The sequence below is a fragment of the Flavobacterium sp. AJR genome, from assembly GCF_002156885.1.
Classification (GTDB): Bacteria; Bacteroidota; Bacteroidia; order Flavobacteriales; family Flavobacteriaceae; genus Flavobacterium.
This window is the reverse complement of the sequence record NZ_NCWQ01000090.1, coordinates 1-25,320: the sequence shown is the minus strand read 5'-3', so window position 1 is coordinate 25,320 and position 25,320 is coordinate 1. Positions and strand designations below refer to the sequence as shown.

Genomic DNA, 25,320 nt, shown 5'->3' with positions numbered 1-25,320 from the left:
TTGTGAACCTTTGCGAAATTTTACGAAATAACTCCCCATTTTCCTCACATTTTCCTCAAAACAAAACCTCAATTAAAAATTCCTTATCAAGCAATAAGAAAAAACTATGAAAGATTTATTTTGTAATCCCGAAAATTGCCATACATTTGCCTAACGGTGTTAAACAATTTAATACTCTATAAAAATGGCAAGCAAAGATCGAATTTTAAGACAAAAAGAAGAAACCAGAAAGAACATTCTGGATGCTGCCTGTACTATTGTAAAAGATGAGGGATGGCAAGGTCTTAGTATGCGAAAAATCGCTGATAAGATTGAATATACTGCCCCAATCATTTATGAATACTTTTCTAATAAAGAAGCAATATTACAAGAACTAACAGGTAGAGGTTTTGTAAAGTTAACTATTGAACTAGAAAAAGCCAAAAACAAATACGATAATCCTGAAGAACAGCTTGAAGCAATGTGGATGGCATATTGGGATTTTGCATTTACCGATACCGAAATGTATCAGTTAATGTTTGGTGTACAAATGACTTGCTGTAATGAGCGATGTTCGGCTTCTGAAGCACCTTACAAACTATTTGTTGCTGTTATTGCCGAAGTAATGAAAGATAGCAAACCAACTGAAGAAGTAATAAAACAAAAGTATTTTACTTTCTTTTCTGTTATTCACGGTTTAATTTCAATCAATATCATTAACAAAAGTGAAGTTTTAGAAACAATCAATACACAAATTTTAAAAGATGCCATAGGCGGTATCATAAAATCAATACGTTAAAAAAAATTTAATGCTCACTTAACGCTGATAAATAATTTAATGTAGTAATTTTGAACCAAACTTAATTACTTCATTGTCATTCAAAGTTGAATCAAAGAAAAATCAAAAGTTTTTTTTTACAATTCCACTTAACAACGTTAGAAAATTTAATACAGTAATTTAATACCACAATTTCAATCTATTATCGATCTGAACGGAATCGAAGGAGAAATTGAAGTTTTTTGCTACTTCACTTAACAGTGATAAATAATTTAATACCAATTATAGCATATTATAACTGGAAGGAATACTTATATGGATTTTTACACCATTTTACTTAACAACGTTAGAAAATTTAATACAATTAAATGTGAATCAAAATAATACAAAACCCAATCAGAATTCAAATTACCAAAATGTCCAACAAATTAAAATTAAAACTAAAATGAAAAAAGTAATCTTAACCAGTATCCTAATTACCTTAGTTGTAATAGGATGTGCAGATAAGGCTCAAGCACCAGCTCCTGCAGCCCCATTATTACCAGTGCTTGCAATTAAAAATACCGAAGCAACTACAGATTCTGAATATCCTGCTTCGATACAAGGAACAATTGATGTAGAAATCCGACCACAAGTAAGTGGTAATCTAGACCGAGTTTTTGTAGATGAAGGTGCTTATGTTTCTAAAGGACAATCTTTATTTAAAATAAACGAACGTCCTTTCCGTGAGCAACTTAACAATGCACTGGCAAACCTTCACGGAGCCGAAGCGGCATTAATCAATTCACAATTAGAAATTGATAAACTAACACCACTTGTACAAAACAAAGTAGTATCTGATTATCAATTAAAAACTGCAAAAGCATCACACAGAATTGCAGCTTCTAATATTGAACAAGCAAAAGCAATGGTAGAATCGGCAAGAATTAATTTAAGCTATACCACAATCACTGCACCTGTAAGTGGTTACATAGGTAGATTGCCTAAAAAACAAGGAAGTTTAGTTTCTGCTACAGATGTAGAACCATTGACCAAACTTTCAGATGTACACCAAGTATATGCTTATTTCTCATTAGGAGAAACAGATTTCATCAACTTTAAATCTCAATATTCTGGAAATACAATTGGTGATAAGATTAAAAACTTACCTCCTGTTTCTTTAATATTAGCCGATGGAAATGCATACACCCAATTAGGAAAAATCGACATGGTCGATGGACAATTCGATAAAAACACAGGTGCAATCACACTTAGAGCTACTTTTCCTAATGCAAACGGAACATTACGTTCAGGAAACACAGGAAAAATACGTTTAGGGATTCAGCATGACGATGCTATCTTGATTCCACAATCTGCCACTATAGAAATGCAGGATAAAGTTTTTGTTTACACACTAAACAAAGGAAACAAGGTTAACAAAATGCCTATCACGATTATTGGTAAAACAGGAACTGATTATCTTATTAAAGATGGTGTAAAATCTGGTGACCAAATCGTATTAAGTGGTATCGACAAACTACAGGAAGGACAAGTAATTCAGCCTGAGAAATCAACACCAACAAAAGTTGCCCAAATAATTAACAAAAAATAATTAAACGAAAATGTTCAAAATATTCATACAAAGACCTGTACTGGCAACTGTTATCTCCATTTTATTGGTGATATTGGGTGTACTTGGACTTACAAAATTACCCCTACAACAGTTTCCCGATATTGCGCCACCATCGGTTTTGGTAACGGCAGTATATCCAGGAGCGAGTGCAGAAACCGTTTTGCGTTCCGTAGCGCCATCACTAGAAGAGTCTATAAATGGTGTCGAGAACATGACTTACATGAGCTCAACAGCCAGTAATGACGGTACGCTAGCCATTACAGTTTTCTTTAAGTTGGGTACAGATGCAGATCAGGCAGCCGTAAACGTACAAAACAGAGTTGCACAAGCAACAAGCCAGTTACCTACAGAGGTTGTTCAGCAAGGTGTAACAACCGCCAAGCAACAAAATAGTTTCATTATGGGTATCGGTTTATATACTGAAGACGAAGCTAAATATGACCAAACATTTGTTGCCAATTATGCCCAAATTAATATTATCCCAGAAATCAAACGTATTCCAGGAGTAGGTTCAGCAAGTATTTTTGGTGGTGTAAGAGATTATTCTATGCGTGTATGGTTAAACCCAACACAAATGGCAACTTATCAGGTTACCCCAAATGAGGTAATGAAAGCTATTCAGGACAAAAGTTTAGAGGCAGCACCAGGAAAATTTGGAGAACGAAGCAAAGAAGTTTTCGAATACGTAATTAAATACAAAGGAAAACTTACCAAACCCGAAGAATATGAAAATATTGCCGTACGTGCTAATGCCGATGGATCAATACTTCGCTTAAAAGATGTAGCAAGAATAGAACTTGGAGCATACTCATACAACAGTTTAACTCGTTTAAATGGTAAAAAAGGAGTTGTAATTGGTATTATACAATTAGCAGGTTCAAACTCTAATGAAATTCAGGTAGCAATTAACAAGCTGATGGAAAAATCGGCTAAAAACTTTCCTGCAGGAATAAAACAAAATGTTTTTTATAGCACAAAAGTTTCATTAGATCAATCGATAGATCAGGTAAAACATACTTTGGTAGAAGCATTTATACTAGTATTTATTGTGGTATTTATCTTCTTGCAAGATTTTAGATCTACATTAATTCCTGCAATTGCAGTTCCAGTAGCTATTTTAGGTACGTTCTTTTTCATGCAGCTATTCGGCTTTTCGATAAACCTGTTAACACTGTTTGCTTTAATATTAGCAATTGGTATTGTCGTCGATGATGCAATTGTCGTCGTCGAGGCGGTGCATGCCAAAATGGAACACAAACATTTATCTCCAAAAGTAGCTACAAACGAAGCGATGCACGAAATAACTGGAGCAATTATCTCTATTACTTTAGTGATGGCAGCCGTATTCTTACCAGTAGGATTCATGGAAGGTTCAACAGGAGTTTTCTATCGTCAGTTTGCCTTTACAATGGCAATTGCAATTGTAATCTCGGCAGTAAACGCATTAACTTTAAGCCCTGCCCTGGCAGCCTTATTCTTAAAAGACAATCATGCTGCAAACGGAAATAATCCAGAAACCAAAAAAAGTTTTAAAGAAAAATTCTTTACAGGATTCAACAAGAGTTTCAATTCCTTAACCAACCGTTATGTAGGTAGCTTAAGATTCTTAATCCGTAACAAATGGGTTAGTTTAGGAGGTTTAGCAGTAATAACAGCAGCGACTATCTTAATGGTAAAAACTACTCCTGCAGGATTTATCCCTACAGAAGATCAAGGATTTATTGCCATTGCGGTAAACACACCATCTGGAACATCATTAGACGGAACTCAGAAAGTAATGACCGATGCAGAGAATACTTTAAGAGGATTAGACGCATCTCGATTTGTAACAGCAATTTCAGGTTTTAACCTGTTAACGAACTCAACAAGTCCATCATCGGCAGTTATTTTCGTATTGCTTAAACCAAATGAAGAACGTGGAGCAATCAAGAATATTGACCAAATCATGGCAGATGTACAAGGAAAATTAGGTGCTATTTCAGCAGGTAGTTTCTTCGTATTCAGCTTCCCTACTGTTCCTGGTTTCAGTAACGTAGAAGCGTTAGATATGGTGTTGCAAGATAAAACAGGTGGTAAACTAGATAAATTTAGCGGAATCTCACAAACCTTTATTGGCGAGTTGATGAAACGTCCGGAAATTGCAGTAGCCTTTACAACCTTTAAAGCCGATTATCCGCAATTACAATTGGATATTAATGATGAAAAAGCAGATCAATTGGGAGTAAATGTAAAAGACATTCTGCAAACCATGCAAGCTTATTTTGGTAGTGCACAAGCATCAGATTTTAACCGATTTGGAAAATATTACAGAGTCGTTGTACAAGCAGATATTGCCGACAGAGCCGAGCCATCATCAATTAATAATGTATTTGTAAAAAACAAAAATGGTGGAATGGTTCCTATAAATACCTTAGTAAAACTAACCCGTATTTATGGTTCCGAAACAGCATCGAGATACAATTTATTTAACTCGATTTCGATTAATGCAATCCCAAAACCAGGATTTAGTTCCGGAGATGCGATTAAAGCAATCGAAGAAGTTGCTGCCCAACAATTGCCAGCAGGATATAGTTATGAATTCTCAGGACAAACCCGCGAAGAAATTTCTTCAGGAGGACAATCCACAACGATTTTCCTATTATGTCTTGTGTTCATTTACTTCCTACTTGCAGCACAATATGAAAGTTACATTTTGCCATTGGCAGTAATATTATCAATTCCAGTTGGAATATTTGGAGTATTTGTAGCAATCGGATTAACTGGAATCGAAAATAACATTTATGTACAAGTTGCCCTGGTCATGCTTATAGGACTACTAGCCAAAAATGCGATTCTTATTGTCGAGTTTGCCTCACAGCGACGAAAATCAGGGAAATCATTAGTAGCGGCATCTATAGAAGCTGCCAAACTAAGACTACGACCAATTATCATGACATCACTAGCATTTGTTGTAGGGTTAATCCCGATGATGAGCGCCACAGGACCATCTGCCAAAGGTAACCACTCTATTAGTATTGGTGCAGCCGGCGGAATGATTTCAGGAGTAATTCTTGGGGTATTGATCATCCCGGTTTTGTTTATCGTATTCCAACATTTACAAGAAAAGGTTTCTGGAAAATCATTAGCCGTAATTCATAACGAAGAAAAATAAAAAATGGAAAATTATATAACATCAGTTCTGATAACAGTATTTGTTGTCTTCGCATTAATATCCTGGAAAGTTTCAAAAGTACTTGAAGCACCAGAAGATAAATGTCAAAAAAATTAATGATACCATATAAAATGAAAAATTATATAACCAAAACTGTTGTGGCGGTCCTTTTAATCACAACATTCATATCCTGTAAAGTCTCGAAGGATATCGAAGTTCCAAAAGATGCATTTCCTGATAATTTCAGGAATGCATCCGCTTCAAGCGATACCACAAGTATTGCCAATTTGGAATGGAAAAGTTTCTTTACAGAGAAAGACATCGTAAAACTGATAGACAGTGCTATTACAAAAAATAATGATTTGCAAATTGCAACCAAGAACATTGAAATTGCACAATATCAATTAACGCAGGCAAAATGGGGAAATATTCCGGAGCTAAATCTACTTGTAAATGCAAGTACCAATCGTCCATCCGAAAATAGTTTTACAGGTCATAACTTAAGTCAGGCTTTGCAAACAAACCATATCGAAGATTATTCGGCAGGGATCGGACTATCATGGGAAGCAGATATTTGGGGTAAAATCCGTAGCCAGAAAAAAAGTGCTTATGCAGGATATCTTCAATCCGAAGAAGTGAAGAAAGCATTACAAACAACAATAGTTTCTAATGTTTCCAAAGGATATTATAACCTTTTAATGCTAGATTCACAGTTAGAAATTGCTAGAAAAAACCTGAAATTAAATGACAGTACAACCTTCATCATCAAGTTAAAATATGATGCTGGCCAAGTAACATCATTAGCCATTCAGCAATCGGAAGCACAAAAACTAATTGCGGCACAATTGATTCCTTTATTGGAACAAAATATTGCAATACAAGAAAATGCATTAAGCGTATTAACAGGTTCATTCCCTAGTTCTAAAGAGCGAACAATCACGCTAAATTCAATTCCGTTAAAAGAGAATCTAACAGCAGGAATTCCGTCATCATTAGTAAGACAAAGACCCGATGTTAAAAGTGCCGAATTGGCCTTGGTAAAAGCAAATGCAAGCGTAGGAATTACAAAAGCAAACCTATACCCATCGCTTAAAATCACAGCAAACGGAGGTTTAAATTCATTCGAAACAAGCAATTGGTTTAATATTCCAGCTTCATTATTTGGAACAGCAATTGGTGGATTAACACAACCATTGCTAAACAATAAAAAGATCAGAACACAATACAATATTGCCAAAGCCGAAAGAGAAAAAGCAGTATTAAATTTCAGACAATCAGTATTGGTTGCCGTTAGCGAAGTATCAGACGCATTAGTAAAAATAGAAAAATTAGAAAGACAACAATTCTTTCTTAAAGAACGCGTAAAAACGTTACAACAAGCGATAACCAACTCGAATATGTTGTTTAAAAACGGAATGGCTGACTACCTCGAAGTAATTACAGCACAAGCTAATATATTACAAAGCGAGTTGGAACTAGCCAATATTAAACGTGAACAATTAACTGCCAATACCGAATTATATCGCGCACTTGGCGGAGGATGGAAATAATAAGGTTTTATTATTAATTTGAGGCGGGAACGCTGCAAGACTTAGGTTTTGCAGCGTTTTTTTATTACTTAAAATTGTCATCCTGAGCGGAGTTGAAGGAGGAGCTATTTCCTGCTGTACACTATATCTTTTATGGCGAACACCGCCACAAAAGGATGCCGTTACCATCAGGGCTAAAAATAAAATTTCATAGAGAGACAATTACATTTATTACGAAAACAATTACATTTACTGGACTTATTACCCCACATTTAAGTCAATTTAAAAAACTAATTACCCTAACTAAAACAAAATGAAACATTTATTAAGTATTGTACTTATTCTTACACTATCATTTCAGGGAATTTCCCAGAAGAAAAAAACTAAAAAGAAATCTAAACCAAAAACAGCAGTAGTAACATCAGACATAGCAGTCGAAGATATGTACGTTACAGAAGAAATAGTAATTGATACATTACGTATATCACAAGGAAAACGATATGTATTATTAGTTGATGTAGATAAATACTCAGGTCAAAGTGAAGTTACTTATACTTTCGCGGAAAGAACTGAAAAAACAGAATTGATAGAAAATTTTGGAAAAGAAAATCTGGAAGTAATAACTATTAATAAATATACTTATGTAGTTTTCGAAAACAAGCAAACACTGGATATTAGCGGTGAAGGTCAATCCTATCAAGCATTTGCCTATTGGAGCGGAAAGATAAAAGACGATGTACAGGTAAAAGAAGGTACAAAAATGGCTACCGAATTTGTCGCAGAACAAATGGGGGTAAAAAAAGAATCTTCCTATGTCATTAATACTAAAAAATATAAAAAAGAAGTCGCTTCATTACAGAAAAAAAATAAAATTACATCAAAATCCAGAGAAGTAATGAATGCTTTATTAAGTAGTTATGCTTTACCAATAACTGAAATTCAATTAGAAGATATTCCGGTATATCAACAATCAAACGCAAAAATAAAAACTATAGAATCTTATTTGTTTAAAAAAGGCGGAACCAAAACACTCTTAAAAAACATTTATTTAGATGAAAAAGGACTCCCTACAGCAATATCATATTATGACAGAGATGGAGGTGCTAAAAGCAAAAAAGACTATGTTTATAAAGACGGAATGCTTGTACAAATAAAAAAAGGGGATGAAGTAACATTATCTATCAATTACGATGATAATAAAATGATTTTTACTGGAAATGTTGGGGATGCAAATGAAACAAGAATCGTTTGGCTTGAAAATGGAAAGCTATTGGTAAAATCATATACCTTAATGATAGATGACAAATACTCATACATGAACACTCTTGTAGAAGAAAAAATTGAAGACAATTGTGTTTCGTATTCTATCAACAACGTTCGCTGGTCAATAAATTGCAGTAGTCAAGCTAATGTTTTTCCATTTATTCATAAATATACTTCATTTCAAAATGGTGATGTACTTCAATTCACAAAATCTAAGATAGAGAAAAAAGGAGAAAAAACATTCGAAAAATATTACTCTAGTGCAGAACGAGAAGAACAAAATGATATTTTTAAATTATGGGGAACTTTTCAGTTAAATGACCAAAATTTGGTAAGTACTTACAGTTTTTCAAAAGACAATAAAAAGGAAGTTATCAAAATAGACTATACATACTACGAATAAGTTGGTATACTATTTTCAGAAAACACTTTTAAAACGCTGTAAGACTTAGGTTTTACAGCGTTTTTTTTATGGAGTCAATCCTGTTGCACATTGTAAGTGTCGGAATTCCCATAAAAAAATGTCGTTCCCATCCTACGATCTATAAAAACAAAAAGTGAACACGAATTTCACGAATTGACACAAATTTTAATGGTTAACTTAGTTTGTGAAATTAATTCCACAAACTAATTCGTGTCAATTCGTGAAATTCGTGTTTAAAATTCATTTGTAATATTTGTGCCCATACGGTAGGTTCTCATCAGGGCTAAAAAGCAAAATATATAGAAAACAAAACATATTAAATCACATATAAAATATACTTTTGTAGTTATCAATACGACCTGTTTTAATAAACCATAACCAATATGAAACTCATTTACAACTTGCTTTTTTGCTTAATTTTTATAAACTGTATTTCCCAAAATAAAAAGATTTCTAATTGCGGAACCGAAGATATAGCAATACAAACAATTTCGAAATTAAAAGAAGTTCAATTACAACAAAAATATATAGATTCCATTTCAAACCATACAAAAGGAGTCTCCTACATGACTGATGAAAAAATCATTAAAAACAAAGCTTATTATGAAGTCGCTACTGGTTATAATGGTGAATTGCGTTGGGAAACCTATTATCTTTTTTATGTAAATAAGAAAAACTGCAATGATATCTATGTAAATGAAGTCGTTTCTGGTGATATTATTTCAATCGCACAATGGAGAAAACTGAAAGCAAAAAAAGCGAAATACTAATTCGTTGTTCAAAGTCTCCTTACTTCTCACAGCATGAAACCTTTGTCAAAGTTTTTTTAACTTTGACAAAGGTTTCATGCAAGATTGAGATAACCAAAATATTCATAACACTTTCCCCGTAATTAAATACTTTTGATAGGATAATAGAAAGTCATGACATTCAATAAAGATAAATACAGCAACGATTTAAAATTAAAATTCCTAAGCTATGCTCCTATTACAGATGCTTCTTGGAAATTAGTTGAAGATATTATTGAATTTCAACCCCTAAAAAAAGGAGAAATCCTTTTAAGAAATGGACAGATTGCCCGAGAAATCCATTTTATATGCAAAGGAGCATTAAGAGCCTATATCACCGATAAAGAAGGAAATATCTATAACAAAAATATCTTTCTTGAAGGCTATTTTGCAGGTTCAAAAGTTTCATTATTGCAACAAAAACCATCAAATTTTACAATCGAAGCGCTAGAAGATTGTATTCTTATTGCCATAAACTACAAGAAGTACAGAGAGCTAATTAATCAAAATGATGATTTAAAAAACTATTATATTGCTTATCTCGAAAAAAATTGGGTAATCGAAAAAGAACAAAGAGAAATCGCATTGGTTATGGAAAATGCAACCGAAAGATACCTTGACCTTCTTGCCAAACATCCTGATATTTCGCATCGAATTCCCCTACTCCATATCGCATCACATTTAGGAATCACGCCAACACAGTTAAGCCGAATAAGAAAAACTTTAGACAAAAATAGCTAAATCAACATATGTAAAGGTTCAAGTAAAATCCTAAACATATCTTTGTTCTATATTCCGCTATAAATAGTATCGAAATGAAAAAAAACACAAACCTAATCGCAGACAATATTAGTAATCTTACCCGTTTATGGAAAACAGTAGGAACACCTTTTCAATCGAACCATAAAAATGATACATTCGAATATTGCAAAATAGAAAACTCAGGTTGGCCAAACAAATTGTGGTTTAATCAAGACCTTACATCAGATAGTGCCGAAAAAGCAATTGAAACATTACAATCCAATCCTAATTTGGTTATTCCGTATTGGGATATTTACGGAACAAATTCTAATGAAATCTTGGAAGCTAAAGGTTTGATAAAGAAAACCGAGCAAGTAGCAATGGCATTAAAACTAGACAAACCATTCGAACTACAAGACACACTAGAATTTAAACGTATTTGGAATAGCGAAGATGCTAAAATCTGGTCCGATTTATATCCAAATGCATTTGGTTATGTGATTAGCAAAGAGATACTAATTCATAATTACAACGAAGTACAATTTCATTTAGTTACTTACCAAAACCAGCCAATAGGCACTTTTATGTTATTCCAAACTGAAAATAACGTCGGAATCCATGGTGTGGGCGTTATCCCAGAAATGAGAAGAAAAGGTTTCGCCGAAGAAATCATGAAATATGCACTTAATCTCTCAATAGATTTAAAAACCGAATATGCATTACTACAAGCATCCGTAATGGGAAAAGGCATCTACACTAAACTTGGCTTTGAAGACTTGTTTATTATAAAAAATTACATTTTAAAAAGTGAGTGATATTTTAAACCATCAAGTGATTAAGAAAATTAACCGCAAAGAACACAATCCCGACGCTTCGGGATACGCAAAGACTGCTAAGTTTTTGACAATCTAATTCTCATAATATTGTCTTTCTGAGGAACAGCAGCATCTCCACCAGAAACTCCATAATCTATGTCGAGCTACTAGCGGAGACCCTTCCTACGTCAGGGTGACAAAAATGAGAGTAAATGTCTGTGAAAAGATAAAAAATCCTTCTAATCCTTTTAATCTGTGGCATTAAACCTAACTTTCCTTAATCTCTTAATGGTAAAAAAAATCTGTTTAATCTGCGTTCCATTCATCGTAATCCTCCTAATCAGTAACACAAAAAACTTAACTTTCCTTAATCTCTTAATGGTTAAATAACCTTAATAGTATAAAAAAAGCGATTGTCGCATACGCCCCTAAATTAGTCGTAAATGCGTATTTAATCAAAAAAAGAACAACTGTAAGTTTGTATAAGTAATTAATAACCACTTAAAAAACTAACAAAATGAAATCAACAAAAATTATTTTCTGGATAACAACCATTATCATTTTCCTATTCGAAGGAGTTATGCCAGCCTTTACCTCACAAACTGAAGTAGCAAAAGAAGGAATCAGACATTTAGGTTATCCCGAATACTTCGGAAACGCATTGGTAGTATTTAAAATCGTTGGCGTATTACTATTAGTAATCCCTACAATCCCTAATCGTGTTAAAGAATGGACTTATGCAGGTTTTGCATTCGACTTCATATTTGCTTCAATTAGTCATTGTGCTGTCGATGGAATTGGCTTTCTAACATTCTTCCCATTAATTTTTCTAGCGATATTAATAATCTCATACATCAGCTATCACAAATTATTAAGTTACAAAGCGTCAATTTAAATCCATAAATCTATACTAACTTAAATTGTCTATAAAGGAACACGGATGATACGGATTTACAAAAGTAAAAACGCAGATTAAAAACGGATTTTTAAAAATAATAAATGGAAAATCCGTTTAATCTGTGTTTTCGCGATAGCGAATCTGTTTAATCCGCGTTCCTTTTCGCAAAGAGTTACTGACTTAAATTGTCTGTAAAGGGACGCGGATGATACGGATTTACAAAAGTAAAGACGCGGATTAAAACGGATTTTTAAAAATAATAGATAGAAAATCCGTTTTAATCCGTGTTTTCGCTTTAGCGAATCCGCATAATCCGCGTTCCTTTCGCAATGAGTTAAGTTGAATTAAAATTAATTACGGTCAATGAACGGTTTAATCCCCAAGAAAACCTCATTTATTTTGCTGTATTGATAAGTTTTTGTAGTGTTTGTTTTTTTAGCACCGTAGTCAAACCGTACTTACGAATGTGAGTTTATAGCAGTTTGTTTGTTAATATTGTGAGTTATTAATAAAAAAAGAATCTATTTTTTACAGATAGTTCTTTTTGAGTTTAACAATTTTTAACCCCAAAAAACAAAAAACTATGAAACAAAAAAACTTTTTTTTCGGCCAACCACCGAAGAACAACCTACAATTTTTAAAAAAGCTTATTCTGATGGCATTCTTAGTAATGTCACCTTTTATTAAATTACATTCTCAATGTAATACACTCGTTTGGGCAGATGAGTTTAATGGTACTACAATCGATGGTAGTAAATGGCAAAGTATTACAGGTAACGGTTGTCCATCACTTTGTGGTTTTGGTAATGCCGAAGCACAAAGGTATAATCAAAACCAGGCAACGATAGTAAAAGAGGGCACAAATAGCTACTTAAATATCGAAGCTAAATATGAGCCAAACTCACAATTTCCTGATCAGCCATATACCTCTGCAAAGCTCACTACAGAAGGGAAATATTCTTTAAAATATGGAAGAATTGAAGCGCGTATGAAACTATCTTCGGGAGTGGGTGCATGGCCAGCTTTTTGGATGTTGCCAGAGGGAGCTACTGGAACATGGCCTTTTACAGGCGAAATAGACATTATGGAAGCCAAACATAAAAGTCCAAAATCGGTAGATGGAACACTACATTATGATGCAGGCGGATATCATTATACAGGTAGAAGTTATACATCTCCAACCGATTTATCTACAGACTTTCACGTTTATGCTGTAGAGTGGGGACCAAATAGTATAAAATGGTTTATAGATGGAAATTTATTTCATACTGCAAGTCCTAATACTACTGTAAATGGTGGATGGCCATTTAATGACAATAAATTTTATATCATTTTAAACTTAGCAGTCGGGAGTTTAGGAACGCCTTATACAAGTGTAAATGGAGCAGGAGTAGCACCTAATCCAGCTGATTTTCCTGCAAAACTATTAGTAGATTATGTACGAGTTTATGATGGTAGTTTTGCCAATGGTGTAATTGGAGCTGCAAAAGTATATGCCAATGCAACCAACAAAACATATTCTGTAAACGCTATTGCAGGGGCAAATTATAATTGGACAGTTCCATCTGGAGCAACAATTATTTCAGGACAAGGAACCAATGCAATTAATGTAAATTGGGGAGCAACAGGAGGAGATGTTTCGGTATTGGCAACAGTAAATGGATGCGATAGTAAAACATATAAAATAGCTGTAACTACAGAACCGCCTTTGCCTGTTGAGAAAATACATGAAGATTTTCAGTCTAACAGAAATATAGTTTATCTAAATAAAACAGGAGTTTTAACCGAGGCAGTTGCAAATCCTTCGGCTACAGGCGTAAACACATCTGCACTTGTTGGGAAATATGTTCGTAATGCTTCAGAAATATATGATGTGTTAAACATAAAAAACATTACAATTACCAATGCCAATGATTATGTGTATGGCAGAAAAAGACTTTCATTTGATATTTATACCTCAGCTCCAGTGGGGACAAAAATATCAATGCAATTAGAAAATAGTTTGGTAACAACAGCTATTAATTATCCTTCAGGAAGACATAGTGGTTATAAAGCTACTACAACTGTACAAAACAAATGGGAAACGATAGAATTTGAATTTGAAAAAGTAATAGATGCCAATACAAGTGCTTTGTCTATTAATAATGTAGTATTCTTATTTGAGTCTAACTCTAATTCTGGAGCGACATATTATTTTGATAATTTACTCACGAAAGCAGCACCCGAAAAGCCAATTATTGCGACCGATATTTTACAAAATTATGACGGTATCAATAAGATTATAAAAGGAACTACAACAGGAACATATTCAGTAGTTGCTAATCCTGGTGCAAATTCGGTTAATGCTTCTGCAAATGTGGCAAAGTATGTTCGTAATGTAACCGAACAATATGATGTGTTGTTTTTTAATACACAAAATAGTGTCGAAGATGCAGGTTTGTTAAAAAACCAGACGAATAAAATAATGATTGATGTTTACACATCAGCACCAATTGGAACAGTTGTTAGTTTGAATCTGGAAAACAGTTTAACATCGCTTCCTGCAAATTTTCCAACAGGAAGAAACAGTAGTTATGTAGCAATGACTACTAAACAGAATCAATGGGAAACACTTACCTTTTATTATAATTCAAGCCCCGATGAAGGAACTTCAAACTTGGCTATAAACCAAATGGTAATCTTGGTTAATTCAGGTTCTTATACAAGCGATACGTACTATTTTGATAATATAAGAATTGGTTCTACTAAATTACCAGATACTTTTACGGCAGGAGTAGTTTATGAAGATTATCAAACAATACATAATATTACTTTTAGAGATGCCATCGGAACCTATACTCCAAATACGGTTAATCCTAGTGCAAGCGGAATAAATACGTCATCATCAGTTGGTAAATATGTTAGAAAATCAACTGAATTATATGATAACTTTTCGTTTACTACAACTTTAAACAATATTGGAGATTTTAAAAAAGGAACTAAAAAGTTTGCAATAGATGTTTACACTTCTGCACCAGTAGGATCTGTTATTTCTTGGCAAGCAGAAAGTAGTGCATCAATCCCATCTAATTTTCCTGTAGGAAGACATAGTGTATATCAGGCGGTTGTAAAACAAACCAATACTTGGCACACGCTTGTGTTTACATATGCAAGTGCGCCAGATGCATCTACATTAGATAATGAGGTAAATCGTTTTGTGTTTTTATTCGAGCCAGGAACGAGTTCAGGAAACACCTATTATTTTGATAATATCCGAAGTGTAAATTTGGTTACAACAGATGTTCCGAATAACGATGTTAATTTGGCTTTAGCTAAACCAACTTTAGCTTCAAGCGAAGAAAATACAACTTTTTCTTCTGCGAAAGCGACAGATGGAGATGTGGGTACAAGATGGTCAAGTAGTTTTGCAAATACAAGTGAATGGGTTTATGTTGACTTACAAAGCAATTACAATATTAATCGTGTTGTTCTTAAATGGGAAGCTGCCTACGCGACACAATATAAAGTGCAAATTTCTGCAGATAATGTTTTTACCGAAAATGAAACTGTAAACACACAAACAGCTAGTGATGGTGGTACAGATGATTTAGTAGTAAGCGGAACAGGAAGATACATCCGAATTTTATGTACATCCAAAGCGTTGACTCCATATGGATATTCTTTGTTTGAGATAGAAGCGTATGGATCAGCTTCGACAGCAAAAATGTCGGCTGCTGTAACAAACTCAATTCCCGAAGAAGAAACTACAGGTTTAAATATATATCCAAACCCTGCGAGTAGCTATATCCAAGTTTCATCATCTGGAAAATTAGATAATAAAATGATTACCGTTTATGATTTATCTGGTAATCCTGTGTTACAGAATAAGGTTGATGCTAAAGCAAATGAAAGTGTTATCGATATTAGTAGGCTTTCTAAAGGGATTTATATTCTAAACTTTACATCAGATCAAAAATCTTGGAACAAAAAAATCATTAAAGAATAATTAAAACTTGTTGGTTGTAATAAGCTTAAATAATTACAACCAACATTTAATTCAATGTCATTAAGTTAAGCTTTTGAACTATAATTTTTCTCGAAAAGACGTCAAGTCGCAAAAAAAATCAAGCCTAAACTTTGCGACTTGGCGTCTTTGCGAGAGATTTATTCGGCAAAACATTACAGTTGTTTTCTTAACTTAATGATATTGTATTCACGTCTACTAACTTTTGAATATATACTATTACTAACCCCAAAAAACTTTAAACATGAGGAACTTTAAATTTAAAAAAATCCCTTTTATCGCAGTAGTATTATTTATACTGCTATCGAATTTTATGTACGGACAAGGGCCGATACCGTTTACAATAAGCAACACATCTACATTTAATGACAATGAATTGTACGTAGCAATTGTAGGTATTGATTATACAACAGGCAACCACGTTTGGGTAAATGCAAAAACAAGTCAGGTATTACCAATGAGTTCATCATACAATACCGTTACAGGGCCTACTATTGGTGGAAATACAGGACCGGGACAAAACTCAAAATACGCTAATTGTTTTACCAAATTGAGCGAAATTCCGAATAAAACATTTACGTTGCCACAAATTGCAGGTTGCAGGGTTTTTATAGCCAAAGGACAACAGTTGTATTTCTACTTTTTTGGAGCCAATGGAGCACCGTCTGGATATACATCGCCAAATCCGTTAAACGTAACAGATCCTAATCAAGGTATTTTATACGAAATTATAGAACTTACCAATAATCAATATGGTTTTTTTGGTAATCCATCCAGAGTAGATTCGTATAAATACCCAATGGGATTGGAATTATTTGGAGCCAATGGATACCAAAAAAGAGTAGGGGAATTAAAAAAACATGCCGACATAGTTGCAGCATTTAAAGCCAATGTGCCATCACAATTTCAGGGTTGTGTTAATGATGCAACGGGTGAAATTACAGCGCCATCCAAAACTCCCCCTTTCGCAGATGGAACAGGAGGAACTACCGTAGGTGCTCAAGCCAATTATTTAAAACCCTATATTGATGCCATCTGGAGTAAATATAAAACAGAAGATTTAATATTTTATGCAGGAGATGCAGGTGTTTTTAAAGGCAGAGTAATAGGCGAACAACTAGAAATGGTTGGGCAATCTGGAGGGTTTGTAGGACGTACAGGAAGAGTACAATATCGTCCATCAACTCAAGAAGCACTTGAAGGTAAAGGAGTCTTAGACAGAAGACTTGTAGATGGTGATTTGGATCTTGTAATTCAGGCACAATTAACAGCAGCAATTAACAGACATGTAGTAAATGTGACTACTCCAAATCCTGGACAACAAAATTGGTATGATGCATCAAAATTCTACCAAGTTAACCCAACCAATCATTATTCTAAATTTTGGCATTTGCCAGGTATAAGTGTTGATAATCTGGCTTACGGATTTGCTTATGATGATGTTGCTGATCAATCACCGTCACTTCATACTACACAACCTACTAAAGTAATTGCTGTTTTTGGAGGATATGGAGGATCAACACCTACAACGCCATCTTCGATTTTAATTCAAGCCGAAAACTATTCATCCATGAGCGGGATTCAAGTAGAAACAACCACAGATACCGATGGAGGTTCGAATGTAGGATATACTGATACAGGAGATTGGATGGCTTATAATAATATTAATTTCCCAACGACTGGTGCGTATTTAATAGAATACAGAGTTGCAAGTGCTGTAAATGGTGCAAAAATATCTTCAGATTTAAATGCAGGAACGATTCCCTTAGGAAGTGTTAACATTCCAAATACGGGAGGTTGGCAGAATTGGCAAACCGTATCTCAAACAGTAAATGTAAATGCTGGTACTTACAATTTTGGAATTTACATTCAGAATTCAGGCGTAAACATTAATTGGATTAAAATAACTAAAACAGGAGCAACAGCAAGAGTAGCTTCAATAGACACAAAAATCGAAGAAACAAGTTCGTTAATTATTTATCCAAGCCCAGTAGAGAATACACTTTTTTATACAACAGATCTAGCAGGAGGAGATGTTAGTATTATTGATTCTCAAACTGGAGCTGCAATCTCTGGACAAAAAGCAACAGATAATAGTATAAATGTTTCGCATTTAAAATCAGGAATTTATTTGATTATCTTTGAGAAAGACGGTAAAAAAATTGTCAAACGTTTTATAAAAAAATAGTTTTAGAGAAATTATTTTAACCTTATAAGTGATATAAGTAAGTATTAGCGTTATAAATCAGCGTAAGCTTAAATGAACTTACATCACTTATATGGTTAATTTTTAGTGTAAATTTATGTAACCTACTATATAAATTAATTCATTATAAATCCTACTAATTTTAAAAACAAGCCCTATGAAAAACAATTACAAAACAATGCGATCAAGATGTATAATCATTTTGATGTTGGGAGTTTTCAATTTGTCAATTGCCCAAAAAAAAGTAATAGCTTACATCCCTAACTGGATTGACCTTAATGCATTTTCAAGTAGCGTTCAATACAGTAAATTAACCCACATTAACATTGCATTCGAAAATCCAGATGCCAATGGATATTTATCTTTTAATTCAGGAAGTAGTACAATTATACAAGCAGCACATGCCCAAAATGTGAAAGTTTTTGTATCTCTTGGTGGAGGTTCCGTATCTGAAGGTGGTGCAATTCGCGACAATTATTTTAATCTGATTAAGAGTGCTAACAGGACTGCATTTATTCAAAAAATATATGATTATGTAGTTGCCCATAATTTTGATGGTGTCGACATGGATTTAGAAGGTCCAGCGATTAATAGTGATTACGGAGGTTTTGTAATTGCTCTTGCAGCCAAATTACATGCAAATGGTAAGCTAATCACTGCAGCACTTTCTGAAGGATATGGAGGAGCAAATGTACCATCATCTACATTTGCCGCTTTTGACTGGATTAATATTATGGCTTATGATGCTACTGGTCCTTGGGCTCCGGGAAGTCCAGGACAACATTCTCCATATAGTATGGCTGTAAACCAGTTTAATTATTGGACAGGCAGAGGATTACCAGCAAGCAAAGCTATAATAGGACTTCCGTTTTACGGATACGGTTTTGGAAGTTCTGCAAATCAGGGAATTTCATACGCTAATATTGTAAATACGTATCCTGGTGCAGAAAATACGGATCAAGTTGCCAGCACAATTTACTATAATGGAATTCCAACAATTAAGCAAAAAACGACATTTGCGATTCAAAATGCGGGTGGAGTTATGATTTGGGAATTATCTCAAGACGCTGTTGGTTCAAAATCATTGTTAACAGCTATTGATCAAGTAGTAAATGCAGGGCAACCACCAGTAGGTTCTGTTTTAATTCAAGCAGAAAATTACTCATCGATGAGTGGAATTCAAACAGAAGCTACAACAGATACAGGGTGAGGATTAAATGTAGGTTATGCCGATACAGGAGATTGGATGGCATATTCTAACATTAATTTTCCAACATCAGGCTCATATGTAATTGAATATAGAGTCGCAAGTGCTGTAAATGGTGCCAGAATATCTTCGGATTTAAATGCAGGTACAATTCAGTTAGGAGCTGTTAACATTCCAAATACGGGAGGTTGGCAAAATTGGCAAACTGTATCTCAAACGGTAAATGTGAATGCAGGAACTTATAATTTTGGAATCTACATTCAGAATAGTGGGGTAAATATCAATTGGATTAAAATCACTAAATCTGGATCAACTACAAAAGCTGTTTCTTTAAATTCGGAAATAGAAGAAACAGATTCTTTAATCGTATATCCTAGTCCAGTAGAGAATACGCTTTTCTTCACAACAGATGTTACTGGTATTAATGTTAGTATTGTAGATTCTCAAACTGGAGCTGCAATCTCTGGACAAAAGATTATTAATAACAGTCTTGATGTTTCAAGTTTAAAAGCAGGAGTATATCTGATTGTTTTAGATAAAGATGGTACAAAAACAGTAAAACGTTTTATAAAAAAATAGCATTTTGACTATTCCTCACAATTAAAAAGCCTGATTCTACATTGAATCAGGCTTTAGTTTTATAAACTGAACTTCTTTTTTTTGAGATTAAAACCCCTAAGTTTATTGACTTACAGTAAATTAAGTAGTGTACTTAGTTTAGTACTTAATTTTATTTAAAAATAATTCATTTTTTCCATTGTATAACCGTAAAGACTACGTATCTTTGCACCCGAAACAACGCGGGATAGAGCAGTAGGCAGCTCGTCGGGCTCATAACCCGAAGGTCACAGGTTCGAGTCCTGTTCCCGCTACTAAAACAAAGCTTCAGAGAAAAATCTGGAGCTTTTTTCGTTTACACAATATTAAGAACCATCTAAGAGCTGAGATTTGCCAAATCATCCCAAATATAAAACTAACTTTCATTAAGCAAATTACTCAAATCTGTTGTAGTAACTGTTAGGCTGTTAGCCATTGTTTTTATTTTTCAATTCTATTTTGGGTTTCTGCTTTCTTTTTTACTTTTCAAAGTAATAATTGGCTTAAATAATACTTTTTCACAAGCGTAACAATTTTCAATTCTGTATTGTTCAAACTCGTCAAACTTTGTTTTATAAAATTCATAACCACTTTTTTCAATTTCGAATTCCGCATAACAGTAACCAATCGGCAAATCTAATGGAGTATGAAACCAATCTATTCTTGATTTTTCATAAAACTTAAAGCTTCCATTTCTGTCCGTTTTGACACTTTCAGTTCTTAAATCTCTTGATTCATTCGAACCAATTTCCTCATTTATGTAATACTCTTTTTCAATTCTGTAAACTGTTGCATTAATAACAGGCTTATTATTTTCGTCAATTACCTTTCCTTCAATATTTGCCTCATAAATTACTTTCTGAGGATGAATGAAAATTCCAATTATTAAAATTAGAAGAATTAAAAAGAAAATTTTGGTTGATTTTTTCATTTTTCTTGTAGTTCAGGTAAAATAACAGCTAACGTCAGTCTGTGAATAAACTAAAAATGATCCTCTGAGAATTGGCTGCACGAAATTTTTCTCCGACAGGTATCCAAATAGTTTCTCTTTTTGACTTAGTTTTTTCACAGCCTGACGTTCTGGTACTACAGCGGGTTTGGGACTAAATTAAGTCCTTTCTTCGGATTTGCCAAATATCCCAAATACAAAACCAACTTTCCATTTAGCCAATTGCCCAAATCCTTTGTAGTAGCTATTATACGGTGTTTTTATATTTGGTTGAATATTTCTATTAAAGCATATTTTACGGCTAACATATGTGCTGGTCTTTCGGTATCTCTATAACCTCCATCAATAACTGAAAATCTAAATATATCATTATTGTTTTTGTTGAAAATTGTAAAAATTTCAATAAATTTTATTATTTCTGGTTTGACATATTGTTCGAATCCTTTTGGCAATTTCTTTTCATCAACATCCCATTTATAGGTATGATAGTTTGTATTTATTGGATTAAGTGCAACATTAAAACTCTCTATTGAATTTAACGTTTCTAAATCGTTTTCAATTTCTAGCTTTATTTTAATTTTGCCATATCGACCCGAGTTTGGTTTAAAAATCTCTTTTTCTCCGTATAAAGGAAGCTTAGATATATCTATCTCAGTTGAGAGTTTATCGCTTATTTTTTTGTAAAAATTCCCACTAATAATTTCTATCATTTAATTTTAAGTTTAAATAAATTGTGTTTTGTGGTAAAATATCGCATAACGTCCCGCTAATAGGCGATGGTCGGGCTAAGTTATCCTAATATTTCGGTTAATAACTATATTTCCAAGTACAAAACCTTTTTTATTTAAGCCTAATTCCCGACTATTGCTTACTAGCTGTTAGCGGATGTTTTTCTCATTGTCTTGTAAATATTTCCGCTCCACCTGAACCAAAAATACCAAAATGTTTTTCGTTAGGTGAAAATCCAAATTTCAATGTTGTGTATTCAAGATTGATTAATGAAATTAGTTCGAACTCTTTCCAATATTCAGTCTGATTTTGTCTAGTTTTCATATTCTGTATTCCAATTATTTGCTCTCCAAGTGATGGAGTAAAAGAGTCTAAATTCCAAAAGTCTGTTGTGCAATGGTTGCCATCTCCACCACGAAGTCCAAATATTTTTATAGTTTGTCCAAGTTCATCAATATTAAATTCTAAATTGTCCTTAGAAAATTTTGTTATTGCGGAATTATCATCGTCATAGTTTCTTATTTCTCTTTGCCCAGTTATTGGATCAGATATTGAATATCCGTCTGATGAAAACAGAAACACTTTATTGTCAAGTGTCCAGCCACTAGCAATAATTCCAGCCGCAGAAATAACAACCCTGTTTGTCCAAGGTGATGAAGGCTCTTTTACAAAGTCAAATAGGTTTGCTTTATTCTTTTTAAAGAAGTCCATTTCTAAAATTTATTCTATAGTTGTCTTTCACGTTCTGTCTTTTTAAAATATCCGCTAACTTGTATATATGTCTGACGATGTTCGACTTATCTACCCTACATTGGGGCGCTATGTCTGACAATTGTCAGTGTTTATTTGTTTTCAAAAATAGGATATTTACTTAACAATATTCAAACGAACTTATATTTGTTGAATCCTTTAGTACATATATGAGTGCAATTTCAATAGGTATAAAATTTATGTCAAGCTAATTCTTGTTTAAATTCTAATTTAATTCTACTTTCTGAGAATAAAATAAGAACTAAATAAACAGACTTTTATTCCACTGATTCAATATTATAAATGACTAAGATCAAATTTAAACATGGAAATCAATATAAAATAATATTTATTTTTTTAAGTCATCCACAAAATGGTTCGAGAATTGTCTCGTTAGGGCTACTAAGACAAAGCTTCAGAGAAATCTGGTTTTTTTTTATGCAGTAATTTTTTCGTCTGTCATCCTGAGTGAAGTTGAAGGAACGCAAAGATAATTACGCGAGAAATTGATAGAAAGCAACTCTTGCTTAATTACTTTAGATTGTGGGTAAGAAGACAGGAGACATTCACACAGCTTTCCATAAGAACTCTTAAGGGAGCAGGGTTTCGTTACGAGACAGGAAATAAATAATTATATAAGCTATCATTCTCTAGGATATCTTTACCTTTAAGAGGAGTCATTATGAATAGATAAATTTCATCTTCAATTTTATAAAACAAAAAATTCGCACTTAATTTTTTCAATCCATAATATGCAATTCTATCTGATTTTAGAATTTTATCAACTTGATTATTAATTTTTATTACAAATTCATTAAAACTCAAACTAAAACTTTTGATTGTATCATTGTTAATTTGACAATTAATTTCATAATCAGATATAAAATCAATAACATTGATTCTACAATCATTTTTGAAAACGGATGGAGATAAACACATTTCATACACTTCTGAAGCGCTAAAAACAGAAAAATAGCCAGGAGTAGAACAACCAGAATTTGAATGATAATTCAACTTAAAATCGTTAGAAACATTTTTGAACTTAATTGCTACTAAAGAATATTTTGACTCTATTTCAAACTTTGAAATAACTGTATCATTTTTCATTTTGTAACCTCCAGTACAAACGTATTTTCCTTTAAAATTTGTTATATCTTTTAACTTTATACCTTTGCTTATTATAAAATTCAGATGACCTTTCAAAATGAATCTATAACAACCAAAGAATAATAAAATAATAAAAATAGTTTCAATGTTAAATTTCATTTAGTTTTCTGTTTTTTATTATCTTTTCGCTAACGTTTTGGTACTACAGTGGGTTTGGTTTTTATTTCGTCCGTTTTGCTTCTATCTTCTTTCCATTCTGTAATAAAAATAAATTTGAAATTTCTCCTTTTTCGCTCTTTTCAAACTGAATTTGTGCATCTACTACTTTGTAGAAAAATAACATTTCACTTTCTACAAATATCGGGAAGACCTTTTGTCCTGTCAATTGTGAAAAAAGTTGGTCTTTATCTAATGAAATTTTGATTTCAAAATCTTTTTCAACTTCATAAGTCCCAACAAACTTTTGAAGTTCTTCAGTAGTAATACTAATTTCTTTTCTGATTTTTTGCACAGGCAATGGTTTATTATATAGAATATTTCTAATTGCTTTAGAAGGAATTGAAACGTTGTTGTGATTTTGAAGTATTATTATTGTTTTATCATTTGTAATATGTCTATCGATAAAAGTTACATAACCTGGCCAACCCCCATCATGGTTTGCAATTTTTCCAAAATCAGCATTTTCTTCAATTCCCCAACCAAAACCATAATTCCTTTTAGCTCCGTCTTTCAAAGTTGCTAATTCAAAAATTGATTCCATTCCCTCTTTTGTGAGTAATTTATTGGTATATAATGCTCTATCCCAAATCAATAAATCCTTTACAGTTGAATTAACTGAGCCATCTCCAACAACACCATCAAGCCAAATAACAATTTTAGTTTCTTTTAATTCGTCTGGTAAAACATATTTTTTCAAACTATCTGAGTAAACATAACCAAAAGCATAATTGTCAATTTTCTTTGGCGATAATCTACGATTGTTAACAAAGGTATTTTTCATTTTCAACGGTTGAAAAATAGCTGTTTTTAGATAGTCAGCGTATGTCAAACCCGATGCTTTCTCAATTATTGATGCCAATAGTGCATAGCCCGTGTTGCTATATTCCCATTTAGTATTTGGCTCAAATAATATTTTTGGTTGATGCTCACTAAATATATTAATTATGTCTTTGTTAGTGGCAATTTTAGATTTGTCAAATAAACTATCCATAAGCTGCATATAGTCTGGTAGACCTCCAGTATGATTTAATAAGTTTCTTATAGTTACACCTTTATAAAAAGAAAGTTCGGGTAAGTATTTTTTGATGTCATCGTCCAAATTCAACTTCCCTTTTTCTTTAAGTATCATTATCCCCATAGCTGTGAACTGCTTTGAACAAGATGCCAATTCAAAAATCGAATTTTCGTTCAATTTATCTTTTGTTGTTTCGTTTGCAAGTCCAAAACTACGGCTATAAATAACTTTCCCTTTTTCTGCAATTAGAAAATTTCCATTGATTTTCTCTTTTGAATAAAGAGAATTGAGTAAACTGTCAATTTTTTGAATTCTGTCTTGTCCAAATGTAAGATGTGCAATTAAAAGAAGTCCGATTGTAATTGTTAATTTCATTTTTTATTTCTTGTTAATTAATGTAGGTGAGATGTTTCGCAAAATTGCCAACAACTTATTTATATGTGTGACAAAACCACACAAAGCCCACAAATTCAGTAGATATGTGTGATAAATTTCACACTATATTTATTTTCAAATATATATTTTTTTTTCACTACAATTTTCAAAAGGCTTTTTAATTT

The 25,320-nt window shown here is 33.0% G+C and carries 18 protein-coding genes, 1 tRNA gene and 1 pseudogene; 15 read left to right on the top strand and 5 right to left on the bottom strand.

Annotated elements, in window-relative coordinates:
- Window positions 1–184 precede the first annotated feature (184 nt).
- The 15 genes and pseudogenes from B8T70_RS19800 to B8T70_RS19740 all read left to right on the top strand — a co-directional run bounded on the left by B8T70_RS19800 (window position 185) and on the right by B8T70_RS19740 (window position 20,266).
- The gene (locus tag B8T70_RS19800; protein WP_039115765.1) at window positions 185–778 is read left to right on the top strand and encodes a TetR/AcrR family transcriptional regulator; all 594 of its coding nucleotides are present in this window, start codon (window positions 185–187) and stop codon (window positions 776–778) included.
- Window positions 779–1,202: 424 nt separating this feature from the next.
- Window positions 1,203–2,348 carry an efflux RND transporter periplasmic adaptor subunit gene (locus B8T70_RS19795; protein WP_086895970.1) on the top strand — a complete coding sequence of 382 codons (1,146 nt, stop codon included), beginning with the start codon at window positions 1,203–1,205 and terminating at the stop codon, window positions 2,346–2,348.
- A 10-nt stretch (window positions 2,349–2,358) separates the two neighbouring features.
- A complete protein-coding gene (locus B8T70_RS19790; protein WP_039115767.1) occupies window positions 2,359–5,520 on the top strand; it encodes an efflux RND transporter permease subunit in 3,162 nt (1,053 codons plus the stop codon).
- 131 nt (window positions 5,521–5,651) lie between these two features.
- Window positions 5,652–7,070, top strand: coding sequence for a TolC family protein (locus tag B8T70_RS19785; protein WP_086895969.1), 1,419 nt, complete (start codon window positions 5,652–5,654; stop codon window positions 7,068–7,070).
- A 292-nt stretch (window positions 7,071–7,362) separates the two neighbouring features.
- Window positions 7,363–8,715 (top strand): hypothetical protein, encoded by a 1,353-nt coding sequence (locus B8T70_RS19780; RefSeq protein WP_086895959.1) that lies wholly within the window; start codon window positions 7,363–7,365, stop codon window positions 8,713–8,715.
- Window positions 8,716–9,119: 404 nt separating this feature from the next.
- A complete protein-coding gene (locus tag B8T70_RS19775) occupies window positions 9,120–9,506 on the top strand; it encodes a hypothetical protein (RefSeq protein WP_086895958.1) in 387 nt (128 codons plus the stop codon).
- A 153-nt stretch (window positions 9,507–9,659) separates the two neighbouring features.
- Window positions 9,660–10,265 (top strand): Crp/Fnr family transcriptional regulator, encoded by a 606-nt coding sequence (locus B8T70_RS19770; protein WP_086895957.1) that lies wholly within the window; start codon window positions 9,660–9,662, stop codon window positions 10,263–10,265.
- 74 nt (window positions 10,266–10,339) lie between these two features.
- A complete protein-coding gene (locus B8T70_RS19765) occupies window positions 10,340–11,080 on the top strand; it encodes a GNAT family N-acetyltransferase (protein ID WP_086895956.1) in 741 nt (246 codons plus the stop codon).
- Window positions 11,081–11,597: 517 nt separating this feature from the next.
- Entirely contained in the window at window positions 11,598–11,975 is a 378-nt protein-coding gene (locus B8T70_RS19760) for a DoxX family protein (protein ID WP_086895955.1), read from the top strand.
- A gap of 658 nt (window positions 11,976–12,633) precedes the next feature.
- Entirely contained in the window at window positions 12,634–15,963 is a 3,330-nt protein-coding gene (locus tag B8T70_RS19755; RefSeq protein WP_242667524.1) for a family 16 glycosylhydrolase, read from the top strand.
- Window positions 15,964–16,225: 262 nt separating this feature from the next.
- The gene (locus B8T70_RS19750) at window positions 16,226–18,169 is read left to right on the top strand and encodes a beta-1,3-glucanase family protein (RefSeq protein WP_086895953.1); all 1,944 of its coding nucleotides are present in this window, start codon (window positions 16,226–16,228) and stop codon (window positions 18,167–18,169) included.
- Window positions 18,170–18,344: 175 nt separating this feature from the next.
- On the top strand, window positions 18,345–19,397 hold the full coding sequence (locus tag B8T70_RS24285) for a glycosyl hydrolase family 18 protein (RefSeq protein ID WP_242667523.1): 1,053 nt from the start codon (window positions 18,345–18,347) through the stop codon (window positions 19,395–19,397).
- Window positions 19,398–19,409: 12 nt separating this feature from the next.
- A pseudogene (locus B8T70_RS24385) lies at window positions 19,410–19,685 on the top strand (carbohydrate-binding protein); the annotation flags it as partial.
- Window positions 19,674–19,973 (top strand): T9SS type A sorting domain-containing protein, encoded by a 300-nt coding sequence (locus tag B8T70_RS24380; RefSeq protein ID WP_255398720.1) that lies wholly within the window; start codon window positions 19,674–19,676, stop codon window positions 19,971–19,973. The pseudogene B8T70_RS24385 and the gene B8T70_RS24380, both read left to right, overlap by 12 nt.
- Window positions 19,974–20,193: 220 nt before the next feature.
- Window positions 20,194–20,266: transfer RNA gene (locus B8T70_RS19740), tRNA-Met, on the top strand.
- A 179-nt stretch (window positions 20,267–20,445) separates the two neighbouring features.
- Here the strand turns inward: B8T70_RS19740 and B8T70_RS19735 are convergent.
- From B8T70_RS19735 to B8T70_RS19715, 5 genes are all read right to left on the bottom strand, one after another.
- Window positions 20,446–20,922: a carboxypeptidase regulatory-like domain-containing protein gene (locus B8T70_RS19735; protein WP_086895952.1), complete on the bottom strand. Its 477-nt coding sequence runs from the start codon at window positions 20,920–20,922 to the stop codon at window positions 20,446–20,448.
- 278 nt (window positions 20,923–21,200) lie between these two features.
- Window positions 21,201–21,650, bottom strand: coding sequence for a hypothetical protein (locus B8T70_RS19730; protein WP_086895951.1), 450 nt, complete (start codon window positions 21,648–21,650; stop codon window positions 21,201–21,203).
- 184 nt (window positions 21,651–21,834) lie between these two features.
- A complete protein-coding gene (locus tag B8T70_RS19725; RefSeq protein ID WP_086895950.1) occupies window positions 21,835–22,380 on the bottom strand; it encodes a hypothetical protein in 546 nt (181 codons plus the stop codon).
- 648 nt (window positions 22,381–23,028) lie between these two features.
- Window positions 23,029–23,685 (bottom strand): hypothetical protein, encoded by a 657-nt coding sequence (locus tag B8T70_RS19720; protein ID WP_086895949.1) that lies wholly within the window; start codon window positions 23,683–23,685, stop codon window positions 23,029–23,031.
- 61 nt (window positions 23,686–23,746) lie between these two features.
- Window positions 23,747–25,135, bottom strand: coding sequence for a serine hydrolase (locus B8T70_RS19715; RefSeq protein WP_086895948.1), 1,389 nt, complete (start codon window positions 25,133–25,135; stop codon window positions 23,747–23,749).
- Window positions 25,136–25,320 lie beyond the last annotated feature (185 nt).

What these genes read in the sequence shown, in the direction of transcription:
- B8T70_RS19795 (WP_086895970.1), top strand. Translation starts at nt 1,203, where the DNA reads ATGAAAAAAGTAATCTTAACCAGTATCCTAATTACCTTAGTTGTAATA.
- B8T70_RS19750 (WP_086895953.1), top strand. Translation starts at nt 16,226, where the DNA reads ATGAGGAACTTTAAATTTAAAAAAATCCCTTTTATCGCAGTAGTATTA.
- B8T70_RS19790 (WP_039115767.1), top strand. Translation starts at nt 2,359, where the DNA reads ATGTTCAAAATATTCATACAAAGACCTGTACTGGCAACTGTTATCTCC.
- B8T70_RS19780 (WP_086895959.1), top strand. Translation starts at nt 7,363, where the DNA reads ATGAAACATTTATTAAGTATTGTACTTATTCTTACACTATCATTTCAG.
- B8T70_RS19735 (WP_086895952.1), bottom strand. Translation starts at nt 20,922, where the DNA reads ATGAAAAAATCAACCAAAATTTTCTTTTTAATTCTTCTAATTTTAATA.
- B8T70_RS19785 (WP_086895969.1), top strand. Translation starts at nt 5,652, where the DNA reads ATGAAAAATTATATAACCAAAACTGTTGTGGCGGTCCTTTTAATCACA.
- B8T70_RS19755 (WP_242667524.1), top strand. Translation starts at nt 12,634, where the DNA reads ATGGCATTCTTAGTAATGTCACCTTTTATTAAATTACATTCTCAATGT.
- B8T70_RS19725 (WP_086895950.1), bottom strand. Translation starts at nt 22,380, where the DNA reads ATGGACTTCTTTAAAAAGAATAAAGCAAACCTATTTGACTTTGTAAAA.
- B8T70_RS19760 (WP_086895955.1), top strand. Translation starts at nt 11,598, where the DNA reads ATGAAATCAACAAAAATTATTTTCTGGATAACAACCATTATCATTTTC.
- B8T70_RS19720 (WP_086895949.1), bottom strand. Translation starts at nt 23,685, where the DNA reads ATGAAATTTAACATTGAAACTATTTTTATTATTTTATTATTCTTTGGT.
- B8T70_RS19730 (WP_086895951.1), bottom strand. Translation starts at nt 21,650, where the DNA reads ATGATAGAAATTATTAGTGGGAATTTTTACAAAAAAATAAGCGATAAA.
- B8T70_RS24285 (WP_242667523.1), top strand. Translation starts at nt 18,345, where the DNA reads ATGAAAAACAATTACAAAACAATGCGATCAAGATGTATAATCATTTTG.
- B8T70_RS19775 (WP_086895958.1), top strand. Translation starts at nt 9,120, where the DNA reads ATGAAACTCATTTACAACTTGCTTTTTTGCTTAATTTTTATAAACTGT.
- B8T70_RS19770 (WP_086895957.1), top strand. Translation starts at nt 9,660, where the DNA reads ATGACATTCAATAAAGATAAATACAGCAACGATTTAAAATTAAAATTC.
- B8T70_RS19800 (WP_039115765.1), top strand. Translation starts at nt 185, where the DNA reads ATGGCAAGCAAAGATCGAATTTTAAGACAAAAAGAAGAAACCAGAAAG.
- B8T70_RS19765 (WP_086895956.1), top strand. Translation starts at nt 10,340, where the DNA reads ATGAAAAAAAACACAAACCTAATCGCAGACAATATTAGTAATCTTACC.
- B8T70_RS19715 (WP_086895948.1), bottom strand. Translation starts at nt 25,135, where the DNA reads ATGAAATTAACAATTACAATCGGACTTCTTTTAATTGCACATCTTACA.